Raw genomic sequence first — 23,786 nt, 5'->3', positions numbered from 1 at the left:
CCCCCTTCAAAGGGAGCCTTGGGCCATGCGTCTATTCTAGAACGGGATCTCATCATCATAGTCGTGCTGATCGATGGGGTTGCGGCCATCGATGGGCGGGCCATCCGGCACCTTGCCCTTGCCCTTGGCCTTGCCGCCGCTCGCGGCACCCCGGCCGATTTCATTGGATTGCGACTCGTCGCGGTCATTCGCCTCGCCGCGCTCAAGAGAATGCAGCTTGCCGCCCATGGGAACGAGGACACCGCGATTGTAGAAGGTCTGGCCGTCAACCTCGCGCCGGGACTCGTTGTTCTCGCCCTCGACATAGACCAACATGCCTTTGCGCAGCCGATCCCGGCCATGCTTGATGCGGTATTTGTCGAACGTCACCACGTTGTGGCCGACAGTGACCTCCTGCCACTGGTCGTTTTGGTCGCGGTAGCTGCGCGATGTAATCACGCGAACCCGCATGAAGTCTCGACCAGCTGGCGTCTGCCCGAAAGTCGGATCATCCGCCAGTCGGCCGAGCAACCGGACCTCATTGATGTTCAGCATTCCCCGAAACTCCTGCTTATGTTGACGACTTGCACGGTAGCCGATGGTCAAGCATAATTCAATCTAAATACAATTTGCAAATTATCGAAGGGGAATCCCATGAAGCCTGTTCAGGCTCAATTCGCCATCGCCATGATCGCCATGGGTGGCGGGACCGCTGCCGGGGGCGCGGTCCACAGCGCCAGCCAATGGGCCTATGGTCCCTTGGGCTTGCTGTGCATCGTCCTGGCGTTCACACAGGCCAAGACGGCCAAGAGCGCCGCACTGGTGGGCTGGATCGGTGGCTTTTGCTATTTCGCAGCCGCCTTACCCTTCTTGCTGACCGGCTATGCCGCCATCGGCATCACCGGCTTGAAACCCGTGATCGGCGTTGTCGCTCTCTATGCTTTGTTGTCGGTCTGGTGGCCGGTCGCATTCGCACTGGCGTTCCGCTACGGGCGGGGCGTCTATGCACCCTTCCTGCTTGCGGTCTTGTGGAGCCTTGCAGAGCTGCTGCGCAGCTACGTCTTCCCCGCGATCCCCGTGGCGCAAATCGCCTCGATCCTCTCCCAGATGCCTATGGTCCAGCTCTCACGATTCATCACCGTCGAGCTGCTGGGCACATTCCTGATCGCGGTCTGCGCGACAGCGGCCTTCGACATGACGAAGCGCCGCTGGCCGCTGGCAAGCATCGCAATTTTTGTGGGCGCATCGGTTCTCGGCCTATGGGCCAGCAAACCCGCGCCCCTCCCTGAAATGCCGCGTATCGCCTCGATCAGCACCGCGATCCCGCAAGCCGAGCGTTGGAACGATGCGCTGATGCCGTCCTATATCGCTGATTTGACCAGCCGCACCCGCACAGCCTTTGATGCCGGTGCCGAGCTGGTGATCTGGCCCGAAGTTGCGGTGCCGTTCTTTCATGACGAGCTGACGACCGAGCTGGCCGCAGCAAAGCCGCCCGAAGGCGCATATCTGGCCCTGGGCATCATGACGCCCATCGAGGCGGAACCCGGCCGCTTCTGGAACAGCTTCCTGATCCTGGATTCTAATCTGAACGAGGTCGCCCGATATGATAAGCGCCAGCTCTTCCCCTTTGGTGAATACATCCCCTATGCCGAAGAGCTTGAACGCCTCTTTGGAATGAGCACCATCGCCGCCAGTCCAAATGCGATTGCACACGGCGCAGGATCGCCGCTCATAACCCTTCCGGGCCTGCCCGGCACCATCGTAGCCCAAATCTGCTATGAAGGCTCCTATGCCGTCTCTCGCGCTGATAGGGGCGCTGCTGGGGCATACATCGTCAATATCAGCAATGACGCCTGGTGGCCTGGTGTTGGCGCTCGCTTTGTCGAACAGGAAGCCCGGCTTCGGGCTATCGAGGCAGGCTTGCCGCTGGTCCGAGTTCCAAACAAGCACCCCGCCGCAACCTTCGATGCGCGGGGGAACCCCCTTTGATGAATTAGCCCTGTGCGGCAAGTCCGACACCGCTTCGGATGTTTTTGAAAACTCGATCAAGGGCAGCATAGCGCAAGCCCTGATCGTGGATCGCACTCGCCTCGCGCCATGAGCGGGCCATTCTATCGCCCTTCGCCACCCCCCTACACAAAGCGTCAACGACCATCAAAATCTCGCACTCGCAGGGATCGTCATCCGCTGACGCCAAAACAGCCATTTCCAAAGTATCGAGCGCTGCGCGGAGTTCTTCACGGATAGGTATTTGCTCCGACCAGTCGCCACCAAACGCGACATTTCGCAGCTGCTGCCTGCGTTCCATGCTCTTCATCCCTTCAAACCGAAAAAGAACATATGTAGAACATGCGTGATGCAGAGTCACGTTTAAGAGTAATCCATGGGAGAGTTTCGGACCCTATACATCGACATGAACGGCTTCTTCGCGAGCGTGGAGCAGCATGAAAACCCGCGACTCCGTGGTCGGCCGGTTGCGATCACGGCTGTCGATGACAAAAGCGGGGCCTGCGTGGCTTGCAGCTACGAGGCCAAAGCCTTCGGCATCAAGACAGGAACGCCCGTCTGGGAAGCCAAGCGCCTGTGCCCCCAGGTCGTTTTCCTACCATCGCGCCATAGGCTCTATGTGCGTTACAATCTGCGCATATCTGGCATCCTGGACGAGATGGCGGAAGTGGAGCGCATCCGCTCTGTCGATGAATTCCAGATCAGGCTATCAGGCGAGGCTACCGAGCAGGCCGGGGCCTATGAGCTGGTGCGGCGCATGAAGGACCGAGTGTCGCGCGAGATCGGTCCAAGCATCAAGTTTTCCGCTGGCATCGGGCCAAACGCTCTTCTCAGCAAGATTGCTGGCAAGCTGGAAAAGCCAGATGGGTGCCAGTGGTTAAGCCCGCGAAACATGCCAGACCGCCTGTCGCATCTGAAGCTCGATGACCTCCCCGGCATCAGCAAGGGCATCAAGGCTCGCCTCTTTGCAGCTCGCGTATGGGACATACCAGCCCTCTATGCCTTGGACCCGCGCCACGCCCGCATGATCTGGCGCTCTGTCGAGGGCGAGCGGTTTGTCAGGGCCTTACAAGGCGCGGACATACCAGTGGTTCCGACAGAGAGGAACGGCTACGGCAACAGCAAGATCCTGTCGCCGGAGAACCGGCCGGTGCCGCAAGCCTATCTGGTAGGAAGGTGGCTGGTAGAGAAATCGACCTCACGTCTTCGCCGTGATGGGCGCGTATCGTGCCGCTTCACATTGTCCGTCCACCTTATGCCCGATGGCGGCTTCACACGCTCGATCCGATGCGAAGCAAGCCAGGACACGGCCTACTTCCTCGATCTGCACCGCAGCTTATGGCGTCAGCTATGGCCGATGCTGCGCGGCCGACTGGTCATGTCGGTAGGCGTCCACTTGGCTGACGTATCCATGCTTGCGGATCGGCCGGGTGATCTGTTTGCGCCCAGAAGCCCGGCCACCCCTACTCAGGGCGAAAGGCTCTCTGGTGTAGTTGACCTGATAAATCGAAGGTTCGGCGCTGGCTCAATCCATTTCGGTGTAAATAAACCGCACCCTGGCTTTTTTGAACGCGGGTAGACTACAGCTCAGATGCTGGCGCTTGGCGCAAGGCAAACACCGGGTGCAAGATTTCCCTACGGCCCGAGGCATCGCAGGCGCGGATATAGCCGACCTGCACAAAGTCAGGCGAACGGCGGGCCGCGTCAATCACAGATTTTATCTTGTTCAACAGATGCCTCCGGCTTCCGCCAGATCGCTCATAGGCATCATGGCAAAGGTTCGGATCACCAGCCCACGCCCGCTTGGCACCCTGTTCAAGCATGACGGCTTTCAGGCATTGGGCGATAGGCTGGCGCATCACTAGACCCTGTTTGCCGCGTCCCGATAAACAGCGTTGCGTTCGCGCTTCCCGACCGCCACCACACTCACGACAAGCTCTGCATCCCTGACCTCATAGACCAGACGATACCCGACAGATCGCAGCTTGATCTTGTAGCGGTTGTGCGATCCATGGAGCTTTGAAGCTGGCACATGCGGGTTCTCCAGCCGCTCTGCCAGCTTCTTCTTGAATTGGGCGCGGATCGTCGCCCCAAGTCCGTCCCATTCCTTCTTGGCTTCCTCTCGGAAGCGCAGCTCATAGGTCATCGAGCTTGACCGGGATTTCGCGGCTGTTGGCTCTGGCGTCCGCGATGGCGTTCAGCTCTGCGTCCTCGATCAGGTTCAGCATGGCCTCGTATTCGTCGGCCGGAACGCAATAGAACGCAGGCTCATTGCGATTCAGGATCGCGACCGCCGCCCCGTTCCCCGCCGCCATGGTCCCCATGGGGTTGCGCTTCAACTCTGTAACGCTGGCAGTCACGCTCGCATGAATGGAATGTGTCACGGGCCTTCTCCTTCGCGCCTTTTATAGACCATTAAATAGCACTCTTACAGGCGCTTTTCAATGCCCGCCCGCGTGTGACATTTCCGCCTCGGTGGCCGGGCGGTTTGAGACGTGGTTGCCGCCCACACTCACAGCAACGCCCCGAGGATCATCACATGCAAGCAGATCGTGCCGAGGCTCGCGATCAGCTGGGAGACCGGGCCATAGCGATGGACTGTCCACGCTAGAGCTGCGCCAGACATTAGCGAGAGGATGACCAGCAGCCGGTGCTGGGCGTAGAAACTGTCCAGCGCTGCATTCATGGCCCCGAAGGCGCTTTCCCCGGCCAAACCGAAGCTGCTGTAAACGCCATCCCCCAGCTCGGCGCTACCCACGTCCAGAAGCACCGCCGCGAATCCGACGAGGCTCCCCCCGAAGATCAGAAGCGCCCAGAACCCAAGCAGGTAGTGCATCGTCCCGTATCCGAGCCGGTAGCAGGCGCTCGTGAATTCCTTGGGCAGCTCGAAGCCCTGATCTGAATGCCTTGCCGTCATGACTTTCCCTTTCTCTATCTAAATATGAATTGTATTCTGCCCGCCTTCCTGTTTAGCTGCAAGGCATATGTTTTTTCGCCTATGTCACATATGAGGGAACCCATATGGCACTTTTCATTGACAACGAAGACGTTGTGACCCTGGCCGCGCAGCTGGTCGCTGCGACCGGCAAAACGAAGGTTGCTGTGGTCAAGGAAGCTCTGGCGCTTCACCTTCAGCAGATTCAGTCGAAGCCATCGCTGTCAGAAAGCATCCGGGCCTTGCAGGCCAAGGTGAAGGATGACGGCTTCATCGCACCGGGGGGCCTGTGATGTTCATCGACAGCTCTGCCTTTCTGGCGATCCTTATGGCCGATCCTGCCGCGAACGATCTGCTCTCCCGCCTGCAAGCCTCGCGGCGCAAGCCGGTCACAACCACGACCACCCGCCCCCAGGTCATCATGACGATGGCCGAGAATCGCGCCCAAGGCCGCGCCATCGCCCCAGAGGACGTGCAGCTTGCCACGGATGCCTATGACGAACTCCTGAAGCTGCTCGAATGCGCGGAGATCATGGTCACGACCAAGATCAGCCGTCTTGCCGTGGAGACGGCCGCAATCTACGGCGTGGGCGCTGGGCACCCCGCCCAGCTGACCATGGCCGACTGCATGGCCTATGCCGGTGCCAAATCCTCGGGGATGCCCCTGCTCCACGCCAGCAAGCATTTAGCGGAGACGGACCTTGCGTAGCATCCTGATCCTCGCCCTCATCGCCAGCACGGCGACAGCAGCCATTGCCGGTGACGGCCTGGTCGGCCGAGCTTCCGTGATCGACGGCGACACCATCGAGCTGCACGGCCAGCGCATTCGCCTCCACGGCATGGACGCCCCAGAGGCCCGGCAGCGGTGCTCGCACCCTGACGGTTCCGAATGGCGGTGCGGCCGAGAGGCCGCGTTTGCCCTCGACGAGCTTCTACGCGGCCGTGTTCTGACCTGTGAAAGACGCGATCAGGACCGCTATCAGCGCGTCGTTGCCGTGTGCCGGATCGAATCGATCGATATAGGGGAATGGATGGTGCTGAATGGGCTTGTCCAAGACGGCCATTCCATTGCTGCTCGCGGCCTATGGTGCGGCCAACGTAGCGGGAAATCTTGTCGTCGGGCGGTTCGCTGACCGATTCACAATTCCGGTTCTCGCCATTGGCCTGATAGCCCTTGCCATTGCGCTCGCCGTCTTCGCGCTCTTTGCGGCGATTCCTGCAATCAGCGTATCGGCCTTCATCCTGATCGGCCTGTTTGGCGTGGCGATGAATCCGGCAATGGTCGCGCGAGTGATGCGTGCCGCTCATCCCGGCCCGCTGGTGAATGCCATGCACGCCTCCGTCATCACGGCCGGACTCGCTTTCGGCACCTGGGCCGGCGGCGCGAGTATCGATGTCGGTTATGGTCTTACCGCGCCGCTTTGGGTTGGGTTCGGCCTTGCGGTGCTTGGACTCGTGAGCCTCGCCCCGTCGAGCGCGCGGCGGCTTTCGTCGGAGAAAATTCGATGAGGCGAGCATAGCGATGCGGCGGCGGCGTTCGGCACCGATGAATGATCGCCAAGGGGGGATGCCGACCGCACTGGGGTCGCGCATTCCCATGACATCGCTGATCCAGACGCTTGCTGTCGCCGAATATCTGAACTTCCGCCACGCGGCGAACGCGCTCGGCGTGGCGCAATCCAGCGTCAGTGCGCGCGTGAAGGCGCTGGAGGAAGACCTTGGCATCCTCCTGTTCGAGCGTCATGCCCGTGGCGTTCGACTGACGGAAGCCGGCCGCCACTTCGTCGAACGGGTGGCAACCGGCATCGACCATCTCGACCATGCAGTCAGGACCGCCGGCATGGTGGCGCGGGGAGAGCATGGCCGGCTGCGCGTCGGCATCCACGCGCTGATCCCCGGCAGCTTCCTCGCCACCCTGATCGAACGCTACCGGGAGCAGCATCCGGGCGTCGAGGTTGAGATCGCCGAAGGCACCGCCCGCGAGAGCGTCATGCGGCTTCGCGCCAACGGGCTCGATTTGGCTTTCGTGGCGGGCTCGCCCGAATTTCCCGACTGTCATTCACGCCGGATATGGAGCGAACGGCTTCTCGCCGTGCTGCCATCATGCCACCCGTTCGCCGAGGCAGCGGGCATCACCTGGGCCGATCTGGCGAGCGAGACCTTCATCGTCCGGCAGGGCGGCACCGGGCCGCAGGTGCATGACCATATCGTGCTGCGCCTCGCCGCCAGCGCGCCGGGGCTGTCGATCCTCCGCTTCGACGTTGAGCGCGGCACGCTGCTGTCGATGGTGGCGCAGGGCTACGGCATCACCATAGTCGGAGAGTCGACGACGCTTCTGCATACGTCCGGCGTGACGTTCCTGCCGATCCGCGACGAGCCGGAACCGCTGGCGTTCTCGGCCGTCTGGTCGCCGTTCAACCGCAGCGCAGCACTGCGAAACCTGCTCTCCTTGGCTGACGAAATGGGCCGATTGATCCTGACTCCTGACCCATCGGCCCGATAGCGGCATTCCTAGCGTTAAATTCCCAACATAAACTGCATGCGCATGCAAATATATTGACTTGCCCAGGCGGATCATTAATGTGCATGCACACGCAAATAAATGGCCGAGGTAAAATGACCCAGATAACCGTCTATTCCGACTATGTATGCCCCTACTGCCTGCTCGCAGAGCAGGTGCTCTCCGACGCGATCGGAGACCGAGACATCCGCATTGCCTGGCGGGCTTTCGAGCTTCGACCTGACCCGTTGCCCACGCTACGGCCCGAAGACCCCTACCTGCCGGCGGTCTGGCGCAAGTCAGTCTATCCCCTCGCGGAGAGGCTGGGTGTGCCGATCAAGCTGCCGTCACTCTCGCCCCAGCCGCGAACCGCCAAGGCGTTCGAGCTGCTGGCGCTGGCGCAGGACAGGGGACTGGACCACTCCTACTCCATGCGCGTCCTGCGCGCCTTCTTCGAGGAGGATCGCGACATCGGCGATCCAGACGTTCTCGTGGCACTTGCAGCCGATGCGGGAATCGATCCCGACGAAGCCCGACAGGTGCTTGAAGACGGCACCTATGCCGAACGTCACCGCGAAGCTCTGCGCCATGCCCGCGAGGACATGACGATCACCTCGGTTCCGACCATCGTTGTCGGCGACCGGGTGTTCCGGGGAACGCCGCCCGCAGACGAATTAAAAGCAGCCATCGATCGGCTCGAAAGCGAAGCCGCCGCCGATGATCGCTCCCTTCCGAACAAGACTGGAGAATAGTCATGCACTGGTTGTATCTGGGCGTCGCCGTGGTCTTCGAGGTCGCGGTCGCGATCTCGGCGGGCAACGCCAAAGGCTTCACCCGTCCGGGCTGGACCGCCGCCACCCTCATTAGCGGCGCCATCGCCACCTTCTTCCTCAGCCTCGCGCTGCTCACCTTCGACGTCGGCGTCGGCTATGCGATGTGGACCTCCATCGCGGGCGTGGGGATCGTCATCCTCGGCGCGCTGTTCTTCGGCCAGCGTCTCGACTGGAAAAAGTTCTTGGGCATCGTCCTCGTGATCGGCGGCGTCGTCGGCTTGCGCCTCAGTGGCGCGGCATAGGCTACCGCTTCATCCCTTCACCTTCTCTCAATCGAAAGACCTGAACATCATGACCAATATCGATGAGACCAAAGGCAGCGGGCGCGCATGGGCCGCGCTGCTGCTCGCCAGCGCCTTCGAGATCGGCTACGCGCTCAGCGTCGGCGGCAGCCAGGCCTTCACCGTCCTGAGCTGGTCGATCTCCGCCCTCGTGTTCTTCCTGCTCACGCTCTATTTCCTCAGCGTCGCCCTGCGCAGCATCGACGTAGGGATCGGTTACGCCGTATGGGCCGGCATCGGCGCGGTCGGCGCGGCCGTCTTCGGCGGCATCCTGCTCGACCAGCCGCTCACCCCGATCCAGGCCTTCTGGCTGGCCGTTATCATCGGTGGCGTCGTCTGGCTCAAGCTCGCCGACAGCGCCAAGATTCAGGCGAAGCTGAGCTGATCTCTCGGCCAGAGATGAAGCCCCCGGGAGAATCCGATGACCGTCGATCCCACCACCCGTCTTACGCAGCTCATGTCCGAGGCGGTTTCCTTCTCAACCGAGCATGTCCATGCCGGAGGCATACCGTTCACGGCTTTCGTCGTGGATACCGCCGGAAAAGTCCTCGGGCGCGGCGTCAACCGCGTCCGGGAGCATCACGACCCGACTGCGCATGCGGAGGTCGAGGCGATCCGCAATGCGTGCCGCACCCACCGCACGCCCTATCTGCATGGCACAACGCTGCTGGCGTCGGGTGAACCCTGTGCGATGTGCTACATGAGCGCGCTCTATGCGGGCGTCTCGCAGGTGTTCTTCGCCGCCGACCGCGACGAGGCGGCGGCGCACGGGTTCGACTATCGCGAAACCTATGCCTTGTTCGCAGACGATCCCCTGACTTGGCGCGCTCCGGCCGTTGGAAAGCTCGCCGTGCCGGAAGCGCTGCGCCCGTTCACCGAGTTTCACACCGCCCGACATGTTTCCTGAAATGCGTGTGGCACCTTGAGAGAGCGCTTGCATGGGCATACATATGAGTTATCGCCCTGCTCATTCCCTGTCCAATAGGAGCCTGCCAATTATGTCGAAGAGAAGCGCGTCATGGCTCAAGCTGATTCACGTCGTCGCCAACATCGAGGCGGAACTTGGCAAGGTCCTGCAAGCGGGACATGGGCTTGGCCTGTCGGAATACCGTGCGCTGGAGGTGCTGGCGCGTTCGCAGGATTCCGAGCTTCGCATGCAGGAGCTGGCTGCTCATCTAAGGCTGAACCAAAGCTCGGTGTCGCGAATGGTCGAGCGTCTGGAGCGGGGCGGGCTGACGGTTCGCGATCTCTGCCCGGACGACAAGCGCGGCGTCTACACGGTCCTGACCGACAAGGGACGCCAGCGTCTCGAAAGCGCGCAGCCGGATTACGAAAAGGCGCTCGACGCGGCGTTGAAAGAGCATGGCTGCGAGGACCTGCTGGCGGCGCGGTTCATCAAGGTCCCGCAGCCGGCGTAGAGTTGGATTTCCCGGCTGGCGGAACCGTTCGTTTCCTCCCATCCCGTCATCGCCAGGAAAAGCGCTCATGACGACCTATCACAGCTACGATCCGCGCGAAGGACACCGGCTGGCTCACAGTCCGATCAAGGCGATCATCGCGCCGCGTCCGATCGGCTGGATTTCCACGCTCGGCCCGGACGGCGTTGCCAACCTCGCTCCCTACAGCTTCTTCAACATCGTCTCGGAGAAGCCGCCGATCCTGCTGTTCAGCAGCGAGGGACGGAAGGATACCATCCGCAACATCGAGGCGGCGGGAGAGTTCGTTTTCAACCTCGCGACGAGCAGCCTCGCTGATGCCATGAATGTCACATCAGCGGACTGGCCGGCCGAAGTCGATGAGTTTCAGAAAGCGGGGCTGGGGAAGGTAGCATCCGAGGTGGTAGCCGCGCCGCGTATTGCAAAATCGCCGGCCGCAATGGAATGCAAGCTTCTCGACGTAAGGCGGCTCGTAGATCTCGACGGCCGTGACGTGGACGCCGAAATCGTCATCGGCCAGGCGGCGCGCATCCACATTCGTCAGGATGTTATCACCGAGGGGCAATTCGACATCGCAAAGGCCGGCACGATTGCCCGCGCGGGTTATCGTGGTGATTATGTCGTCGTAACGGAGACATTCGAGATGCTCCGGCCATCCGTGGTTCGTTGAGCCATGCGACGGCGGCGGCATTCAGCACCGATGATCGACCGCCAACGGGGAATGCCAACCGTGCTGGGGTCGCGCATTCCCCTTGTGGCGCTCATCCAGACGCTCGCCGTCGCCGAATATCTGAACTTCCGCCATGCCGCGAACGCCCTGGGCATCAGCCAGTCGAGCGTCAGTGCCCGTGTCAAGGCGCTGGAAGAAGACCTTGGCGTCCTCCTGTTCGAGCGCCATGCGCGCGGCGTCCGACTGACCGAAGCCGGACGCCACTTCGTCGAGCGGGTGGCGGTCGGCATCGACCAGCTAGACCACGCCGTCAGGACCGCCGGCATGGTGGCGCGCGGAGAGCATGGCCGGTTGCGCGTCGGCATCCATGCCCTCATTCCCGGCAGCTTCCCGGCCAACCTGATCGAACGCTACCGGGAGCAGCATCCGGGCATCGAGGTGCAGATTGCCGAAAGCGCCGCCCGCGAGAGCATCATGCAGGTTCGGGCCAACAGGCTGGACGTGACCTTCGTGGCGGGATCGCCCGAGTTGCCCGACTGTCATTCACGCCGGATATGGAGCGAACGGCTTCTCGCCGTGCTCCCCTCGTGCCATCCGCTCCGCGATACCGAGGGCGTTACCTGGGCCGATCTGACGAACGAGACCTTCATTGTCCGGCAGGGCGGCACCGGGCCGCAGGTGCATGACCACATCGTCATGCGCCTCGCCGGGAACGCGCCGAACCTCTCGATCCTGCGCTTCGACGTTGAGCGCGGCACGCTGCTGTCGATGGTCGCGCAGGGCTATGGCGTCACCATAGTCGGAGAGTCGACAACGCTCCTGCACACGTCCGGCGTGACGTTCCTGCCGATCCTCGACGAGCCGGAACCGCTTGCGTTCTCCGCGATCTGGTCGCCGCACAATCGCAGTCCGGCTCTCCAAAGCCTTCTCGACATTGCAGGCCAGATGAGTCGGTCGGGCCGGTCGATCTGAATTCTTCGGCAGTTATCGGCCTCGCGCTCCCGGTACGATCCGTCCTATTTGCCGCCGATAGTATCCGGCAGCCCTCCGGCACCGTCTTTCCTGTTGCCTGTCGCGAATTTGCCTACTCTCTGATCGGCTCCGTCTCTTTTGCCGATTGGAGCCCGTGTGCGCGGAGGCCGAATCCTTTGGGGTCAGATCGCCGTGGTCTTCACCATCGTTCTGGTGATGACCTGGGCCGCGACGCAATGGGTCGCCTTCCGCCTCGGCTTCCAGCCCCAGCTTGGCAATCCATGGTTCGAGCTGGCGGGATTGCCCGTCTATCACCCGCCGGCCTTCTTCTGGTGGTGGTTCTCGTTCGACGCCTACGCGCCCGCGATCTTTACCGAAGGCGGCATCATCGCCGTGTCCGGCGGCTTCCTCGCCATCGTCGCCGCCATCTTCATGTCGATCATCCGGGCACGCGAGGCGCGCAACGTCGCCACCTACGGTTCGGCGCGATGGGCCGAGGATCGCGAAATCCGCGCCGCTGGATTGCTCGGCCCCGATGGCGTCGTGCTCGGCCGATACGACCGGGACTATCTGCGCCATGATGGTCCCGAGCATGTCCTTTGCTTCGCGCCGACCCGCAGCGGCAAGGGCGTCGGCCTTGTGGTGCCGACGCTGCTGACCTGGCCGGGAAGCTGCATCGTCCACGACATCAAGGGCGAGAACTGGACGCTGACGGCCGGCTTTCGGGCCAAGCACGGCCGCGTCCTGCTGTTCGATCCGACCAACGCGAAGTCCTCGGCCTACAACCCGCTGCTGGAGGTGCGGCAAGGGGAATGGGAAGTCCGCGACGTGCAGAACATCGCGGATATTCTGGTCGATCCCGAAGGCAGCCTCGACAAGCGCAACCATTGGGAAAAGACCAGCCATTCGCTGCTTGTCGGCGCGATCCTGCACGTCCTCTATGCCGAGAAGGACAAGACGCTGGCGGGCGTCGCCAACTTCCTGTCCGATCCGCGCCGGCCGGTCGAGGCGACGTTGCGCGCGATGATGGACACGCCGCACCTGGGCGAAGCCGGCGTTCATCCCGTCATCGCCTCGTCGGCGCGCGAACTGCTGAACAAGTCCGAGAATGAACGGTCGGGCGTGCTCAGCACCGCCATGTCGTTTCTCGGCCTCTATCGCGATCCCGTCGTGGCGCGGGTGACGGCGCGCTGCGACTGGCGCATCGCCGATCTGGTCGGGAGCCGCAAGCCGGTCACGCTCTACCTCGTCGTGCCACCGTCCGACATCAACCGCACAAAGCCGCTGATCCGGCTCATCCTCAACCAGATCGGCCGGCGGCTGACCGAGGAGTTGCACACGTCCGGCAAGCGCCATCGCCTGCTGTTGATGCTGGACGAGTTTCCCGCATTGGGCCGGCTCGATTTCTTCGAAAGCGCCTTGGCCTTCATGGCGGGCTACGGCCTCAAGGGCTTCCTGATCGCGCAGAGCCTCAATCAGATCGAGCGCGCCTATGGGCCGAACAACGCCATCCTCGACAACTGCCACGTCCGCGTCAGCTTTGCCACGAACGACGAACGCACCGCCAAGCGGGTGAGTGATGCGCTCGGCACCGCGACCGAGCTGCGCGATTCCACCAACTATGCCGGGCACCGCCTCGCGCCCTGGCTCGGCCATCTCATGGTGTCGCGGCAGGAGACCGCGCGGCCGTTGATGACGCCGGGCGAGATCATGCAGCTTCCGCCGACCGACGAGATCGTCATGGTGGCGGGGACTCCGCCGATCCGCGCCGCCAAGGCCCGCTATTACGAGGACGCGCGGTTTCGCGAGCGCATCCTGACGCCGCCCGATCCGGCAGGCGATCGTGCTGCCACCGATCCGTCATCCGACGACTGGTCGAGCCGGATCGCCGCGCCCGCCAGCCGCGCCGCCACGGCGACCGCCAGCGACGCCGAGGGTGATCCCGCCAATGCCGGCATCCGCTGCGAGCCGGAATTGCCCGAGCATGAGGAAGTGGTCGCGCCGCCGCCGCCCGAACAGGAGTTCGAGTTACTGGACGACAACGAGCCCGAGATCGACGCCGCAAAGGCCCGCGCCATGCGGCAGCGCATGCGGATGGTGGCGCGGCAGGTCTCCATGAACCCGGACGATGGAATCGAACTGTGAGGACACGCCCATGACGAACCGCAGCCGCGTCAATGTGTATCTGGCCCCCGAACTGCTCGGCGAGGTGAAGGCGCTGGCCCCGCGCCCCAAGGTCGCCCAATCGAGGATCGTCGAGGCGGCGGTTGCCTCTTTCCTCTCCAATGATTCAGCCGAGCTTCTGGAGGCGGCCATGTCGCGCCGCCTGGACAAGCTCGGCCGCCAGATCGACGCGCTCGACGAAGATCTCGCCGTGCTCGGCGAGACGCTCTCGCTGTTCGTGCAATTCTGGATGACCATCACGCCGCCATTGCCGGAAGCCGCGCAATCGGCCGCCCGCACGAAGGGGACCGAGCGGTTCGAGGGCTTCCTGCAAACCCTCGGCAAGCGGCTGGCGACCGGCGACAGGTTCCTGAAAGAACTGTCGCGCGATTTCGATTCGCTTTCCGAAAGTCATTCGACAGTTCAGTCCGAGACCAGCGGCGATCAAACGTAGGTTTTCAGACCCGTCCTATTTGCCGTCGATCACCGCCGATGCCCGCACGCAGCTAGATACTTGTTGAACCGGCCCGATTTGGGGCTCTTTTAATCGACCCCGTTACGGGGACCGTCTGTCGCGCCCCATGAGGAATCGGGGCTGACATGACCGCCAACCACCACAGACCGGAAGCGCTCCAGCGCGGCGCGCGCATGCTACGCACCGCGCTCGGCCCCGCCATCGCGCGCTTCCTCGAAGACCCGGCCGTGGTCGAGGTGATGCTGAACCCGGACGGGCGGTTGTGGATCGACCGCCTATCCGAAGGGCTTTCCGACACGGGCGAGCGCCTGTCCGCTGCCGATGGCGAACGTATCGTTCGGCTGGTCGCGCATCATGTCGGCGCGGAGGTTCATGCCCGCAGCCCGCGCGTCTCGGCCGAGCTGCCGGAGTCGGGCGAAAGATTCGAGGGCCTGCTGCCGCCCGTGGTCGCCGCCCCGGCCTTCGCCATCCGCAAGCCCGCCGTCGCCGTGTTCAGCCTAGACGACTATGTGGCGGCGGGGATCATGTCCACCGATCAGGCCGCGACGTTACGCGCGGCCGTTTCCTCCCGCGCAAACATGCTCGTGGCGGGCGGCACCAGCACCGGCAAGACCACATTGACCAACGCGCTGCTCGCCGAGGTGGCGAAGACGGCGGATCGCGTCGTCATCATCGAGGATACGCGCGAGCTGCAATGCGCCGCGCCCAACCTTGTCGCCATGCGGACCAAGGACGGCGTGGCGACGCTCTCCGATCTGGTCCGCTCGTCGCTGCGCCTGCGCCCCGACCGCATTCCCATCGGCGAGGTGCGCGGCGCGGAAGCCCTTGACCTTCTGAAAGCATGGGGCACCGGGCATCCGGGCGGGATCGGCACCATCCATGCCGGTTCCGGCATCGGCGCGCTGCGCCGCCTTGAACAGCTCATTCAAGAGGCTGTCGTCACCGTCCCGCGCGCGCTGATCGCCGAGACCATCGACCTCGTGGCCGTCCTGTCCGGGCGCGGCTCCGCGCGCCGGCTGGCCGAACTCGCCCGCGTCGAGGGGCTGGGGCCGGACGGCGACTACCGCATCACTCATCCCAGCCCATTGGCAATCCCCACCAGCACAGGAGAACCCGAATGATCCGCACCCTTACGCGCGGCTATCGCTTCGCCGCGACAGCCACGTCCGCTCTCGCTATCAGCCTCATGCTCGCCCCGGCCGCCCATGCGTCGGGATCGTCGATGCCGTGGGAGCAGCCGCTTCAGCAAATCCTCCAGTCGATCGAAGGGCCGGTCGCCAAGATCATCGCCGTCATCATCATCATCGTGACCGGCCTGACGCTGGCCTTCGGCGACACCAGCGGCGGCTTCCGTCGCCTGATCCAGATCGTGTTCGGCCTGTCCATCGCCTTCGCGGCAAGCTCGTTCTTCCTGTCGTTCTTCTCGTTCGGCGGCGGGGCGCTCGTTTGATGGCGGTCGGCCTCGAACAGCTCGACGCGGTGCCGGGCTTCACCGTGCCGGTCCACCGGGCGCTGACCGAGCACATCCTGCTCGGCGGCGCGCCGCGCGCCATCGCCATCATGAACGGCACGCTGGCCGGGGCCGTGGGCCTCGGCCTGCGCCTCTGGCTGGTCGGCCTCGCCATCTGGGCCATCGGCCATTTCGCGGCCGTGTGGGCGGCCAAGCGCGACCCGCTCTTCGTCGAGGTCGGGCGGCGGCATCTGCGCATCCCGGCTTTTCTGGCGGTCTGAGGGGAGACGCATCCATGATGAACCTTGCTGAATACCGCCGCACCGCCGCCCGGCTGGCAGACTATCTGCCCTGGGCCGCGCTGGTCGGCTCCGGCGTCGTCTTGAACAAGGACGGCTCTTTCCAGAGGACGGCGAAGTTTCGCGGTCCCGATCTGGATTCCGCCGTTGCGGCCGAGCTGGTCGCCGTCGCCGGCCGCATCAACAACGCCGTGCGCCGTCTGGGCTCGGGCTGGAGCATCTTCGTCGAGGCGCAGCGCAGCGAGGCCGCGACCTATCCCGACAGCACCTTTCCCGATCCCGCGTCGGCGCTGGTCGATGCCGAGCGCAAGGCCGGGTTCGAGGAAGCCGGCACGCATTTCGTGTCGGGCTGCTTCCTGACCTTCCTCTATCTGCCGCCGGCCGAGGAAGCCGCCCGCGCCGAAACCTGGCTCTACGAGGGCCGCGAGCAATCCGGCGTCGATCCCTGGGAAGCCCTGCGCGGCTTCGCCGATCGCACCGACCGCGTGCTGGCGCTGCTCGACGGCTTCATGCCCGAATGCCGCTGGCTCGATGACGGCGAGACCCTGACCTACCTGCATTCGACGGTTTCAACGAACCGGCATCGCGTGCGCGTGCCCGAAGTGCCGATGCACCTCGACGCGCTGCTCGCCGACCAGCCGCTGACCGGCGGGCTGGAGCCACGCCTTGGCGGCGCGCATCTGCGCGTGCTGACCATCGTCGGCTTCCCGACCGCGACGACGCCCGGCCTGCTCGACGAGATGAACCGGCTGCCGTTCCCGTATCGCTGGAGCACCCGCGCGATCCTGCTCGACAAGACGGACGCGACCCGGCTGCTCACCAAGATCAGGCGGCAATGGTTCGCCAAGCGCAAGTCGATCGCGGCGATCCTCAAAGAGGTGATGACCAACGAGCAATCCGCGCTCGTGGACACCGACGCCGCCAACAAGGCGCTCGACGCCGACATGGCCCTGCAGGAACTCGGCGCGGACGTGGCGGGCATGGCCTATGTCACCGCGACCGTCACCGTCTGGGATGCCGACCCGCGCATCGCCGACGAGAAGCTGCGGCTGGTCGAGAAGGTCATCCAGGGCCGCGACTTCACCGCCATGGCCGAGAGCGTCAACGCGGTGGATGCGTGGCTCGGCTCGCTGCCCGGACACGCCTACGCGAACGTCCGCCAGCCGCCCATCAGCACCTTGAATCTCGCCCACATGATCCCGCTTTCGGCGGTGTGGGCGGGGCCGGAACGGGACGAGCATTTCGGTAGCCCCCCTCTGCTTTATGCACAGACCGAAGGCTCGACCCCGTTCCGGTTATCCCTCCATGTCGGCGATGTCGGCCACACCCTCGTCGTCGGCCCGACCGGCGCGGGCAAGTCCGTGCTGCTGGCGCTCATGGCGCTCCAGTTCCGGCGCTATGCGCGCGCGCAGGTCTTCGCCTTCGACTTCGGCGGCTCGATCCGCGCCGCCGCGCTCGCCATGGGCGGCGACTGGCACGACCTCGGCGGCAACAGCGCCGCCGCGCCGCCGGTGGATCCTATCGAGCGGGCGCTGGCCGCGCTCGACCCGCTCTACGATGGCGTCGCGCTGCAACCGCTCGCCCGCGTCCACGACACCTACGAGCGCGCCTGGGCGGCCGACTGGATCGTCGCCATCCTCATGCGCGAGGGCGTCGCCATCACGCCCGAGGTAAAGGAGCACATCTGGACGGCGCTGACCTCGCTGGCCTCCGCCCCGGTCGGGGAACGCACCATCACCGGCCTTTCGGTCCTCCTGCAATCCAACGACCTCAAGCAAGCCCTTCGGCCCTATTGCGTCGGCGGGGCCTATGGCCGGCTGCTCGACGCCGAGAGCGAACATCTCGGCACGTCGGACGTGCAGGCGTTCGAGATCGAGGGGCTGGTCGGCACCGGCGCGGCTCCGGCCGTGCTCGCCTACCTGTTCCACCGCATCGGCGACCGGCTCGACGGCCGCCCGACGCTGCTCATCATCGACGAGGGCTGGCTTGCGCTCGACGACGAGGGGTTCGCCGGCCAGCTCCGCGAATGGCTGAAGACGCTGCGCAAGAAGAACGCCAGCGTGATCTTCGCCACGCAAAGCCTGAGCGACATCGACGGCAGCAACATCGCGCCCGCGATCATCGAGAGCTGCCCGACGCGGCTCCTGCTGCCGAACGAGCGGGCCATCGAACCACAGATCACCGCCATCTATCGCCGCTTCGGCCTGAACGATCGCCAGATCGAGATTTTGGCGAGGGCCACGCCGAAGCGCGACTATTACTGCCAGTCGCGGCGCGGCAACCGGCTGTTCGAGCTGGGCCTGTCCGAAGTCGGCCTCGCGCTCTGCGCCGCCTCCGCCAAATCCGATCAGACCCGCATCGCCGAACTCGTCGCCGAGCACGGCCGCGACGGCTTCCTTGCCGCGTGGCTCCGCGAGCGCGGCGTCGATTGGGCGGCCGAGCTGATCCCCGACCTCACCAACATCACCCCCCAGCCTGAGAAGGAGACCACACCATGATTATCCGATCCTCGACCCCTCGCGCCGCACTGGTCGCGGCGGCGATCCTCGCCGTGCCTGTCGCGCTTTCGCCGATGGCGGCAGCGCCGGCCCACGCCCAGTTCTTCGGCCGGATCGTTTACGACCCGTCCAACTATGCGCAAAACGTCCTGACCGCCGCGCGCACGCTGGAGCAGATCAACAACCAGATCACCTCGCTCCAGAACGAGGCGCAGATGCTCATCAACCAGGCCCGCAATCTCGCGAGCCTGCCGCATTCCTCGCTCCAGCAGATTCAGCGGAGCGTCCAGCGCACGCAACAGCTTCTCGGCCAGGCGCAGAACATCGCCTTCGAGGTCGGCCAGATCGATCAGGCGTTCCAGCAGCAATACGGCAACGTCTCGCTCTCGGCCACCGACCGGCAGCTTGTCACCGACGCGCGCTCGCGCTGGGAGAACACGGTCGGCGGCTTGCAGGACGCCATGCGCGTGCAGGCCGGCGTCGTCGGCAACATCGAGACCAACCGCGCCGAGATGGCCGCGCTCGTCGGCCAGAGCCAGGGTGCGACCGGCGCGCTGCAAGCCACCCAGGCCGGCAACCAGCTTCTCGCCCTCCAGTCGCAGCAGCTTTCCGACCTGATCGCGCTCATGTCGGCGAACGGCCGCGCCGACGCGCTGACCGAGGCGGAGCGCGCCACGGCGGCCGAGCAGGGGCGCGAGCAGCGCCGCCGCTTCCTGACGCCGGGCGCCGGCTACCAGCCGGGCAACGCGCGGATGTTCAACAACGGCAGCAACTGACGGGAGGGGTCGCCATGGACGGCAAGATGCTGGCCCGGCTCGGGGCCGTGGTGTTCGTCGCCATCGCCGTGACGGCGACCGCAATCGACATGGCGCGGAAGGACGAACCTTCCGCGCCGCCCGCCGCGCCGGCCCTCCAGCCGCCGCCCGATCCGCTGCGCGAAGGCCAGCGCCGCTGCCAGCGGCTCGGCGAGGCCGCCGCGAACGACGCCGAATGCCTGCGCGTCTGGGCCGAGACCCGCGACCGCTTCCTGGGCCGCACGTCCGCGCCCGCCGCGCCGCAGTCCAGCGAAGGGCGGTAGGCACATGGGCAATACCGGCGTCATCGACAATTTCCTTGGGGTCTTCACCCGCTACATCGACTCAGGCTTCGGCCTGCTCGGCGGCGAGGTCGCGTTCATCGCCACGACGTTGATCGTGATCGACGTGACGCTCGCCGCGCTGTTCTGGAGTTGGGGCGCCGACGACGACATCATGGCGCGGCTGGTCAAGAAGACCCTGTTCGTCGGCGTCTTCGCCTACATCATCTCCAACTGGAACAACCTCGCGCGCATCGTCTTCGAGAGCTTCGCCGGCCTCGGCCTGATGGCGTCCGGCACCGGCTTCTCCGTCGAGGATCTGATGCGGCCGGGCCGCGTCGCGCAGACCGGCCTCGACGCCGGCCGCCCGCTGCTCGACTCCATTTCCGACCTGATGGGCTGGATCGCCTTCTTCGAGAACTTCATCCAGATCGCTTGCCTGCTGTTCGCCTGGGCGCTGGTCGTGCTGGCCTTCTTCATTCTGGCGATCCAGCTTTTCGTGACGCTGATCGAGTTCAAGCTGACGACGCTCGCCGGCTTCGTGCTGATCCCCTTCGGCCTGTTCGGCAAGACGGCGTTCATGGCCGAGCGCGTGCTTGGCAACGTCATCTCGTCCGGCATCAAGGTTCTGGTGCTCGCCGTCATCATCGGCATCGGCTCGACCCTGTTCAGCCAGTTCACCGCCGGCTTCGGCGGCCAGACGCCCAGCATCGACGACGCCATGGCCATCGTGCTCGCCGCGCTGTCGCTGCTCGGCCTCGGCATCTTCGGCCCCGGCATCGCCAACGGCATCGTCTCCGGCGGGCCGCAGCTCGGCGCAGGCGCGGCCGTGGGCACGGGCCTCGCCGCAGGCGGCATGGTGCTCGCCGGCGGTGCTGCCGCTGGCGGCGGCGCGATGCTGGCCGCCAAGGGTGGCGCGGCCGCCCTGTCGGGCGGAGCCGCGGCCGTCCGCGGGGGCGCTGCCGCTGCCGGCGCGGCGAGCGCCGCCTACAGCGTCGGCTCGCTCGGCCAGTCCGGCGCGGCCGGCGTCGCCTCCGGCCTGGGCGGTGTCGCCCGCTCCGCAGGCTCCGCCGCCATATCGCCCCTCAAGCGCGCCGCCTCAAACGCCGCCCAATCGGTCAAATCCAGCTTCAGCGACGGCGCACGCGCGGGCTTCGCCGCCGGTGGCGGCACCTCCTCAATGGGCACGGTCGGCGGCGCGAGCGCCGCTCCCGCCGCCGCACCGTCCGCCTCGGTCGCAGGCACGCCGCCCGCCTGGGCGCAGCGGATGCAGCATTCCCGATCCCTCAGCCACGGCACCACCATGGCCGCCCACGCAGTGCGCTCCGGCGACAGCCATGGCTCCGGCTCCTCCGTCAACCTTTCAGAAAGCGACCGCTCATGAGCCTCTTCAAACGACCCGCAACCCATTACGGCAAATCGCCCGAACCCGAGACGCCCTATCAGAAGGCCGCGCAGGTCTGGGACGAGCGCATCGGCTCGTCCCGCGTGCAGGCCCGCAACTGGCGCTTCATGGCCTTCGGCAGCCTGATCCTCTCCGCCGGCTTCGCATCCGCGCTCGTCTTGCAGTCGGCGCGCGGGACCGTCGTGCCCTGGGTGGTGCAGGTCGATCGCCTCGGCCAGGCGCAGGCGGTCGCGCCGGCCGTCGCCGACTATCGCCCGACCGACCCGCAGATCGCATGGCATCTCGGCCGCTTCATCGAGCAGGTCCGCGCGATCCCGTCCGACGCCATCATCGTCCGCCAGAACTGGTTGAGGGCTTATGAGTGGACCACGGATCGCGGCGCGGCGGCGCTCAACGACCATGCCCGCGCCAACGACCCGTTCACGAAGGTCGGGCGGCAACAGGTCGCCGTCGAGGTGTCCAGCGTCATCCGGGCATCGCCCGACAGCTTCCGCGTCGCCTGGACCGAGCGCCACTACGAGAACGGCCAGCTCTCCCGCACCGAGCGCTGGACCGCGATCCTGACCATCGTGATCCAGACGCCGCGCGACACCGAGCGCCTGCGCGTCAATCCGCTCGGCATCTACGTCAACGCCATCAACTGGTCGCGGGAGATGAGCCAATGACCCATGCGCCCCTCCACAAGCCCGCACTCGCGGCTTTGCTTCTCTCGGCGACCATGCTCGCCGGATGCGCCACCAACCGGCCGCCGCAGTTCAGCTACGACGCCGACGTGCCGCCCTTGCCGGTGACGCAGGCGGCCGTCACCGACGACCGGCCCCGGCCGCTGCACGTTCCGCCGGCCTGGAACGTGGCGCGCGGCGGACAGGCCGCAGGCACGCCGGTCGGCCGCGTCGAGAACGCCAACGCCGCAGCCCGCATCGAGCCGCGCCGCGAAGGCTACCACAACGCCATCCAGATTTACCCGTGGAGCGAAGGCGCGCTCTATCAGGTCTATGCCGCAGTCGGGCAGATCACGACGATCGCGCTGGAGCCCGGCGAGAGCCTGACCGGCGCGGGACCGATCGCGGCCGGCGACACCGCCCGCTGGATCATCGGCGACACCGAGAGCGGATCGGGCGCGACCCGGCGCGTGCATGTGCTGGTGAAGCCGACCCGGCCGGACATCTCCACCAATCTCGTCATCACCACCGACCGGCGCATCTACATGGTCGAGCTGCGCGCCCGCGACGCGCTCTACATGCCCGCTGTCGCATGGGCCTATCCCGCGCCGCCGGCCGGCCAGCGCCAGACCGTTCCGGCCGCGCCCGTCATCCCGGCCGAGGCAGCGCGCAACTATCGCTACGGCCTGACCGGCGACAGTCCGCCATGGCGGCCCATCTCCGTCTTCGACGACGGCCGCCGCGTCTATGTCGTCTTCCCGCGCGGCATCGTTCAGGGCGAGATGCCGCCGATCTTCGTGCTCGGCTCGGACGGCGAGCCGCAGATCGTCAACAGCCGCATCCACCAGAACATCCTGATCGTGGACCGCCTGTTCGGCGCGGCCGAGCTGCGCCTTGGCGGCGGCGACCGCCAGCAGACGGTTCGCATCGTCCGCATCGAGCAGACGCGGGCGGCCGCTTCGCAGCCCGCCGGCGCAACCACGGGAGGGCCATCGTCATGACGGAGACCGTCACCACCACCGACACCGCCGCGCCGATGCGGCTGCGCGCCGAGCCGCCGCGCGTCACCCGCCTGTCGCGCAAGATGCTGGCGGGCGTGTCCGCTGTCGCGCTGGTCGCCATCGGTGGGGCGCTGGTCTATGCGCTCCAGACCCGCGACGGCGGCACGGGCGGCGAGGAACTTTATTCGACCGAGAACCGCCCCACGGCGGACGGCCTTGCCGGCCTGCCGCGCGATTATACCGGCCCTGTCCTCGGCCCGCCGCTGCCGGGCGACCTCGGCCGGCCGATCCTCGACGCGCAGAACCGAGGACAGCCGGTCGCACCGCCCGTCATGACGACGCCCGCCGTCGATCCGGAGGAACAGCGGCGTCTCGCCGAGGAAGAAGCCGCGCGCCTCAGTCGCGTCTTCTTCCAGACCGCGCCGGGGACGGCGACCGCTTCCGGCGCCGCCGCGCCGGGCCTTGCCGGTCTCGGCCTGGCCGGCCAGCCCGGCGTCGCGGGCACGCAGGACAGGCATACCGCCTTCCTGACCGCGCCTGTCGATCGGCGCACCGTCGCGCCGGATCGCGTCACGCCGCCGGCCTCGCCGTATATCCTTCAGGCCGGGGCCGTGATCCCGGCCGCGCTTATCACCGGCATCCGTTCCGACCTACCGGGGCAAATCACCGCGCAAGTGACCGAGAACGTCTATGACAGCCCGACCGGCTCGCTGCTGCTGATCCCGCAGGGAACGCGCATCATCGGCCAGTATGATGACGGCGTGACCTTCGGCCAGCGCCGCGTGCTGCTGGTCTGGAACCGCCTGATCCTGCCGGGCGGCCGTTCCATCGTCCTTGAGCGCCTGCCGGGCGCGGACGCCAGCGGCTATGCCGGCCTTGAGGATGGCGTCGATTATCATTGGTGGGATCTGATGAAGGCCGCAGGGCTGTCCACGCTGCTCGCGGTCGGCACCGAGCTGGCGACCAGCGACGAGGACCGGCTGATCCGGGCCATCCGCGACGGCGCGCAGGATACCGTCAATCAGGCCGGCCAGCAGATCGTGCAGCGCCAGTTGCAGGTCGCGCCGACGCTCACCATCCGGCCCGGCTTCCCGGTCAGGATCATCGTCACCCGCGACCTTGTGTTCGGGCCGGCAGGAGGCTGA

General features: G+C 65.6%; 32 protein-coding genes. 26 read left to right on the top strand and 6 right to left on the bottom strand.

What is annotated here, in order from left to right; genetic code table 11:
• Nucleotides 1–36: 36 nt before the first annotated feature.
• Nucleotides 37–534 carry a single-stranded DNA-binding protein gene (ssb, locus tag NBE95_RS21410; protein WP_289896630.1) on the bottom strand — a complete coding sequence of 166 codons (498 nt, stop codon included), beginning with the start codon at nucleotides 532–534 and terminating at the stop codon, nucleotides 37–39.
• Nucleotides 535–633: 99 nt separating this feature from the next.
• Here ssb and lnt point away from each other — a divergent pair, with 99 nt between their 5' ends.
• Complete coding sequence (gene lnt / locus NBE95_RS21405) at nucleotides 634–1,968, top strand: apolipoprotein N-acyltransferase (RefSeq protein WP_289896629.1); 1,335 nt, start codon at nucleotides 634–636, stop codon at nucleotides 1,966–1,968.
• Nucleotides 1,969–1,972: 4 nt separating this feature from the next.
• On the opposite strand, the gene NBE95_RS21400 is transcribed toward lnt, so the two are convergent.
• Entirely contained in the window at nucleotides 1,973–2,287 is a 315-nt protein-coding gene (locus NBE95_RS21400) for a hypothetical protein (RefSeq protein ID WP_289896628.1), read from the bottom strand.
• Between the two features lie 105 nt (nucleotides 2,288–2,392).
• On the opposite strand from NBE95_RS21400, the gene NBE95_RS21395 reads away from it, so the two are divergent.
• The gene (locus tag NBE95_RS21395) at nucleotides 2,393–3,565 is read left to right on the top strand and encodes a UMUC-like DNA-repair protein (RefSeq protein WP_289896627.1); all 1,173 of its coding nucleotides are present in this window, start codon (nucleotides 2,393–2,395) and stop codon (nucleotides 3,563–3,565) included.
• Nucleotide 3,566: 1 nt separating this feature from the next.
• Here NBE95_RS21395 and NBE95_RS21390 read toward each other — a convergent pair whose 3' ends face one another.
• From NBE95_RS21390 to NBE95_RS21375, 4 genes are all read right to left on the bottom strand, one after another.
• Nucleotides 3,567–3,845, bottom strand: coding sequence for a hypothetical protein (locus NBE95_RS21390; RefSeq protein ID WP_289896626.1), 279 nt, complete (start codon nucleotides 3,843–3,845; stop codon nucleotides 3,567–3,569).
• A gap of 2 nt (nucleotides 3,846–3,847) precedes the next feature.
• Complete coding sequence (locus tag NBE95_RS21385) at nucleotides 3,848–4,132, bottom strand: type II toxin-antitoxin system RelE/ParE family toxin (protein WP_289896625.1); 285 nt, start codon at nucleotides 4,130–4,132, stop codon at nucleotides 3,848–3,850.
• Nucleotides 4,122–4,370, bottom strand: coding sequence for a plasmid stabilization protein (locus tag NBE95_RS21380; protein ID WP_289896624.1), 249 nt, complete (start codon nucleotides 4,368–4,370; stop codon nucleotides 4,122–4,124). The genes NBE95_RS21385 and NBE95_RS21380 overlap by 11 nt, the downstream gene beginning before the upstream one ends.
• 128 nt (nucleotides 4,371–4,498) lie before the next feature.
• On the bottom strand, nucleotides 4,499–4,903 hold the full coding sequence (locus NBE95_RS21375) for a hypothetical protein (RefSeq protein ID WP_289896623.1): 405 nt from the start codon (nucleotides 4,901–4,903) through the stop codon (nucleotides 4,499–4,501).
• Between the two features lie 104 nt (nucleotides 4,904–5,007).
• On the opposite strand from NBE95_RS21375, the gene NBE95_RS21370 reads away from it, so the two are divergent.
• The 24 genes from NBE95_RS21370 (at nucleotide 5,008) to NBE95_RS21255 (ending at nucleotide 23,786) form a co-directional block, all read left to right on the top strand.
• The gene (locus tag NBE95_RS21370) at nucleotides 5,008–5,214 is read left to right on the top strand and encodes a type II toxin-antitoxin system VapB family antitoxin (RefSeq protein WP_289896622.1); all 207 of its coding nucleotides are present in this window, start codon (nucleotides 5,008–5,010) and stop codon (nucleotides 5,212–5,214) included.
• Nucleotides 5,214–5,630, top strand: coding sequence for a type II toxin-antitoxin system VapC family toxin (locus tag NBE95_RS21365; protein ID WP_289896621.1), 417 nt, complete (start codon nucleotides 5,214–5,216; stop codon nucleotides 5,628–5,630). The genes NBE95_RS21370 and NBE95_RS21365 overlap by 1 nt, the downstream gene beginning before the upstream one ends.
• Nucleotides 5,623–6,054: a thermonuclease family protein gene (locus tag NBE95_RS21360; RefSeq protein ID WP_354670384.1), complete on the top strand. Its 432-nt coding sequence runs from the start codon at nucleotides 5,623–5,625 to the stop codon at nucleotides 6,052–6,054. The genes NBE95_RS21365 and NBE95_RS21360 overlap by 8 nt, the downstream gene beginning before the upstream one ends.
• A complete protein-coding gene (locus NBE95_RS21355; RefSeq protein ID WP_354670383.1) occupies nucleotides 5,963–6,430 on the top strand; it encodes an MFS transporter in 468 nt (155 codons plus the stop codon). Before NBE95_RS21360 ends, NBE95_RS21355 begins: the two co-directional genes overlap by 92 nt.
• A 58-nt stretch (nucleotides 6,431–6,488) precedes the next feature.
• The gene (locus tag NBE95_RS21350; protein ID WP_289896620.1) at nucleotides 6,489–7,424 is read left to right on the top strand and encodes a LysR family transcriptional regulator; all 936 of its coding nucleotides are present in this window, start codon (nucleotides 6,489–6,491) and stop codon (nucleotides 7,422–7,424) included.
• Between the two features lie 113 nt (nucleotides 7,425–7,537).
• Nucleotides 7,538–8,173, top strand: a complete 636-nt coding sequence (locus tag NBE95_RS21345; RefSeq protein ID WP_289896619.1) for a DsbA family oxidoreductase — start codon at nucleotides 7,538–7,540, stop codon at nucleotides 8,171–8,173.
• A 2-nt stretch (nucleotides 8,174–8,175) separates the two neighbouring features.
• Complete coding sequence (locus tag NBE95_RS21340) at nucleotides 8,176–8,496, top strand: SMR family transporter (RefSeq protein ID WP_289896618.1); 321 nt, start codon at nucleotides 8,176–8,178, stop codon at nucleotides 8,494–8,496.
• Nucleotides 8,497–8,545: 49 nt separating this feature from the next.
• Entirely contained in the window at nucleotides 8,546–8,920 is a 375-nt protein-coding gene (locus NBE95_RS21335; RefSeq protein WP_289896617.1) for an SMR family transporter, read from the top strand.
• A 36-nt stretch (nucleotides 8,921–8,956) separates the two neighbouring features.
• Complete coding sequence (locus NBE95_RS21330; RefSeq protein ID WP_289896616.1) at nucleotides 8,957–9,442, top strand: nucleoside deaminase; 486 nt, start codon at nucleotides 8,957–8,959, stop codon at nucleotides 9,440–9,442.
• 91 nt (nucleotides 9,443–9,533) lie between these two features.
• Complete coding sequence (locus tag NBE95_RS21325; protein WP_289896615.1) at nucleotides 9,534–9,953, top strand: MarR family transcriptional regulator; 420 nt, start codon at nucleotides 9,534–9,536, stop codon at nucleotides 9,951–9,953.
• 67 nt (nucleotides 9,954–10,020) lie between these two features.
• Nucleotides 10,021–10,641, top strand: coding sequence for a flavin reductase family protein (locus NBE95_RS21320; RefSeq protein ID WP_289896614.1), 621 nt, complete (start codon nucleotides 10,021–10,023; stop codon nucleotides 10,639–10,641).
• A 30-nt stretch (nucleotides 10,642–10,671) separates the two neighbouring features.
• Nucleotides 10,672–11,613: a LysR substrate-binding domain-containing protein gene (locus NBE95_RS21315; protein WP_289896613.1), complete on the top strand. Its 942-nt coding sequence runs from the start codon at nucleotides 10,672–10,674 to the stop codon at nucleotides 11,611–11,613.
• Nucleotides 11,614–11,769: 156 nt separating this feature from the next.
• On the top strand, nucleotides 11,770–13,758 hold the full coding sequence (locus tag NBE95_RS21310; protein ID WP_289896612.1) for a conjugal transfer protein TraG: 1,989 nt from the start codon (nucleotides 11,770–11,772) through the stop codon (nucleotides 13,756–13,758).
• 10 nt (nucleotides 13,759–13,768) lie between these two features.
• The gene (locus NBE95_RS21305) at nucleotides 13,769–14,230 is read left to right on the top strand and encodes a CopG family transcriptional regulator (RefSeq protein ID WP_289896611.1); all 462 of its coding nucleotides are present in this window, start codon (nucleotides 13,769–13,771) and stop codon (nucleotides 14,228–14,230) included.
• Nucleotides 14,231–14,376: 146 nt separating this feature from the next.
• The gene (trbB, locus tag NBE95_RS21300) at nucleotides 14,377–15,372 is read left to right on the top strand and encodes a P-type conjugative transfer ATPase TrbB (RefSeq protein WP_289896610.1); all 996 of its coding nucleotides are present in this window, start codon (nucleotides 14,377–14,379) and stop codon (nucleotides 15,370–15,372) included.
• Nucleotides 15,369–15,701: a TrbC/VirB2 family protein gene (locus NBE95_RS21295; protein WP_289896609.1), complete on the top strand. Its 333-nt coding sequence runs from the start codon at nucleotides 15,369–15,371 to the stop codon at nucleotides 15,699–15,701. The genes trbB and NBE95_RS21295 overlap by 4 nt, the downstream gene beginning before the upstream one ends.
• The gene (locus NBE95_RS21290) at nucleotides 15,701–15,982 is read left to right on the top strand and encodes a VirB3 family type IV secretion system protein (RefSeq protein ID WP_289896608.1); all 282 of its coding nucleotides are present in this window, start codon (nucleotides 15,701–15,703) and stop codon (nucleotides 15,980–15,982) included. The genes NBE95_RS21295 and NBE95_RS21290 overlap by 1 nt, the downstream gene beginning before the upstream one ends.
• Nucleotides 15,983–15,996: 14 nt before the next feature.
• The gene (trbE, locus tag NBE95_RS21285; protein WP_289896607.1) at nucleotides 15,997–18,498 is read left to right on the top strand and encodes a conjugal transfer protein TrbE; all 2,502 of its coding nucleotides are present in this window, start codon (nucleotides 15,997–15,999) and stop codon (nucleotides 18,496–18,498) included.
• A complete protein-coding gene (trbJ, locus tag NBE95_RS21280; protein WP_289896606.1) occupies nucleotides 18,495–19,274 on the top strand; it encodes a P-type conjugative transfer protein TrbJ in 780 nt (259 codons plus the stop codon). The genes trbE and trbJ overlap by 4 nt, the downstream gene beginning before the upstream one ends.
• Before the next feature lie 14 nt (nucleotides 19,275–19,288).
• Nucleotides 19,289–19,576, top strand: a complete 288-nt coding sequence (gene trbK-alt, locus NBE95_RS21275) for a putative entry exclusion protein TrbK-alt (protein WP_289896605.1) — start codon at nucleotides 19,289–19,291, stop codon at nucleotides 19,574–19,576.
• 4 nt (nucleotides 19,577–19,580) lie between these two features.
• Complete coding sequence (gene trbL / locus NBE95_RS21270; protein WP_289896604.1) at nucleotides 19,581–20,957, top strand: P-type conjugative transfer protein TrbL; 1,377 nt, start codon at nucleotides 19,581–19,583, stop codon at nucleotides 20,955–20,957.
• Complete coding sequence (gene trbF, locus NBE95_RS21265) at nucleotides 20,954–21,643, top strand: conjugal transfer protein TrbF (protein ID WP_289896603.1); 690 nt, start codon at nucleotides 20,954–20,956, stop codon at nucleotides 21,641–21,643. Before trbL ends, trbF begins: the two co-directional genes overlap by 4 nt.
• Entirely contained in the window at nucleotides 21,640–22,641 is a 1,002-nt protein-coding gene (gene trbG / locus NBE95_RS21260) for a P-type conjugative transfer protein TrbG (RefSeq protein WP_289896602.1), read from the top strand. Before trbF ends, trbG begins: the two co-directional genes overlap by 4 nt.
• Nucleotides 22,638–23,786 carry a TrbI/VirB10 family protein gene (locus tag NBE95_RS21255; protein WP_289896601.1) on the top strand — a complete coding sequence of 383 codons (1,149 nt, stop codon included), beginning with the start codon at nucleotides 22,638–22,640 and terminating at the stop codon, nucleotides 23,784–23,786. Before trbG ends, NBE95_RS21255 begins: the two co-directional genes overlap by 4 nt.

The organism is Paracoccus sp. TOH (assembly GCF_030388245.1).
Taxonomy (GTDB): Bacteria; Pseudomonadota; Alphaproteobacteria; order Rhodobacterales; family Rhodobacteraceae; genus Paracoccus; species Paracoccus simplex.
Note: the sequence above shows the minus strand (reverse complement) of the source record. Positions and strands in the feature narration are given on the sequence as shown.

Coding starts and splice junctions, on each gene's coding strand:
- ssb (WP_289896630.1), bottom strand. CDS start 534: ATGCTGAACATCAATGAGGTCCGGTTGCTCGGCCGACTGGCGGATGAT.
- lnt (WP_289896629.1), top strand. CDS start 634: ATGAAGCCTGTTCAGGCTCAATTCGCCATCGCCATGATCGCCATGGGT.
- NBE95_RS21400 (WP_289896628.1), bottom strand. CDS start 2,287: ATGGAACGCAGGCAGCAGCTGCGAAATGTCGCGTTTGGTGGCGACTGG.
- NBE95_RS21395 (WP_289896627.1), top strand. CDS start 2,393: ATGAACGGCTTCTTCGCGAGCGTGGAGCAGCATGAAAACCCGCGACTC.
- NBE95_RS21390 (WP_289896626.1), bottom strand. CDS start 3,845: ATGCGCCAGCCTATCGCCCAATGCCTGAAAGCCGTCATGCTTGAACAG.
- NBE95_RS21385 (WP_289896625.1), bottom strand. CDS start 4,132: ATGACCTATGAGCTGCGCTTCCGAGAGGAAGCCAAGAAGGAATGGGAC.
- NBE95_RS21375 (WP_289896623.1), bottom strand. CDS start 4,903: ATGACGGCAAGGCATTCAGATCAGGGCTTCGAGCTGCCCAAGGAATTC.
- NBE95_RS21370 (WP_289896622.1), top strand. CDS start 5,008: ATGGCACTTTTCATTGACAACGAAGACGTTGTGACCCTGGCCGCGCAG.
- NBE95_RS21365 (WP_289896621.1), top strand. CDS start 5,214: ATGTTCATCGACAGCTCTGCCTTTCTGGCGATCCTTATGGCCGATCCT.
- NBE95_RS21355 (WP_354670383.1), top strand. CDS start 5,963: ATGGGCTTGTCCAAGACGGCCATTCCATTGCTGCTCGCGGCCTATGGT.
- NBE95_RS21350 (WP_289896620.1), top strand. CDS start 6,489: ATGCCGACCGCACTGGGGTCGCGCATTCCCATGACATCGCTGATCCAG.
- NBE95_RS21345 (WP_289896619.1), top strand. CDS start 7,538: ATGACCCAGATAACCGTCTATTCCGACTATGTATGCCCCTACTGCCTG.
- NBE95_RS21340 (WP_289896618.1), top strand. CDS start 8,176: ATGCACTGGTTGTATCTGGGCGTCGCCGTGGTCTTCGAGGTCGCGGTC.
- NBE95_RS21335 (WP_289896617.1), top strand. CDS start 8,546: ATGACCAATATCGATGAGACCAAAGGCAGCGGGCGCGCATGGGCCGCG.
- NBE95_RS21330 (WP_289896616.1), top strand. CDS start 8,957: ATGACCGTCGATCCCACCACCCGTCTTACGCAGCTCATGTCCGAGGCG.
- NBE95_RS21325 (WP_289896615.1), top strand. CDS start 9,534: ATGTCGAAGAGAAGCGCGTCATGGCTCAAGCTGATTCACGTCGTCGCC.
- NBE95_RS21320 (WP_289896614.1), top strand. CDS start 10,021: ATGACGACCTATCACAGCTACGATCCGCGCGAAGGACACCGGCTGGCT.
- NBE95_RS21315 (WP_289896613.1), top strand. CDS start 10,672: ATGATCGACCGCCAACGGGGAATGCCAACCGTGCTGGGGTCGCGCATT.
- NBE95_RS21305 (WP_289896611.1), top strand. CDS start 13,769: ATGACGAACCGCAGCCGCGTCAATGTGTATCTGGCCCCCGAACTGCTC.
- trbB (WP_289896610.1), top strand. CDS start 14,377: ATGACCGCCAACCACCACAGACCGGAAGCGCTCCAGCGCGGCGCGCGC.
- NBE95_RS21295 (WP_289896609.1), top strand. CDS start 15,369: ATGATCCGCACCCTTACGCGCGGCTATCGCTTCGCCGCGACAGCCACG.
- NBE95_RS21290 (WP_289896608.1), top strand. CDS start 15,701: ATGGCGGTCGGCCTCGAACAGCTCGACGCGGTGCCGGGCTTCACCGTG.
- trbE (WP_289896607.1), top strand. CDS start 15,997: ATGATGAACCTTGCTGAATACCGCCGCACCGCCGCCCGGCTGGCAGAC.
- trbJ (WP_289896606.1), top strand. CDS start 18,495: ATGATTATCCGATCCTCGACCCCTCGCGCCGCACTGGTCGCGGCGGCG.
- trbK-alt (WP_289896605.1), top strand. CDS start 19,289: ATGGACGGCAAGATGCTGGCCCGGCTCGGGGCCGTGGTGTTCGTCGCC.
- trbL (WP_289896604.1), top strand. CDS start 19,581: ATGGGCAATACCGGCGTCATCGACAATTTCCTTGGGGTCTTCACCCGC.
- trbF (WP_289896603.1), top strand. CDS start 20,954: ATGAGCCTCTTCAAACGACCCGCAACCCATTACGGCAAATCGCCCGAA.
- trbG (WP_289896602.1), top strand. CDS start 21,640: ATGACCCATGCGCCCCTCCACAAGCCCGCACTCGCGGCTTTGCTTCTC.
- NBE95_RS21255 (WP_289896601.1), top strand. CDS start 22,638: ATGACGGAGACCGTCACCACCACCGACACCGCCGCGCCGATGCGGCTG.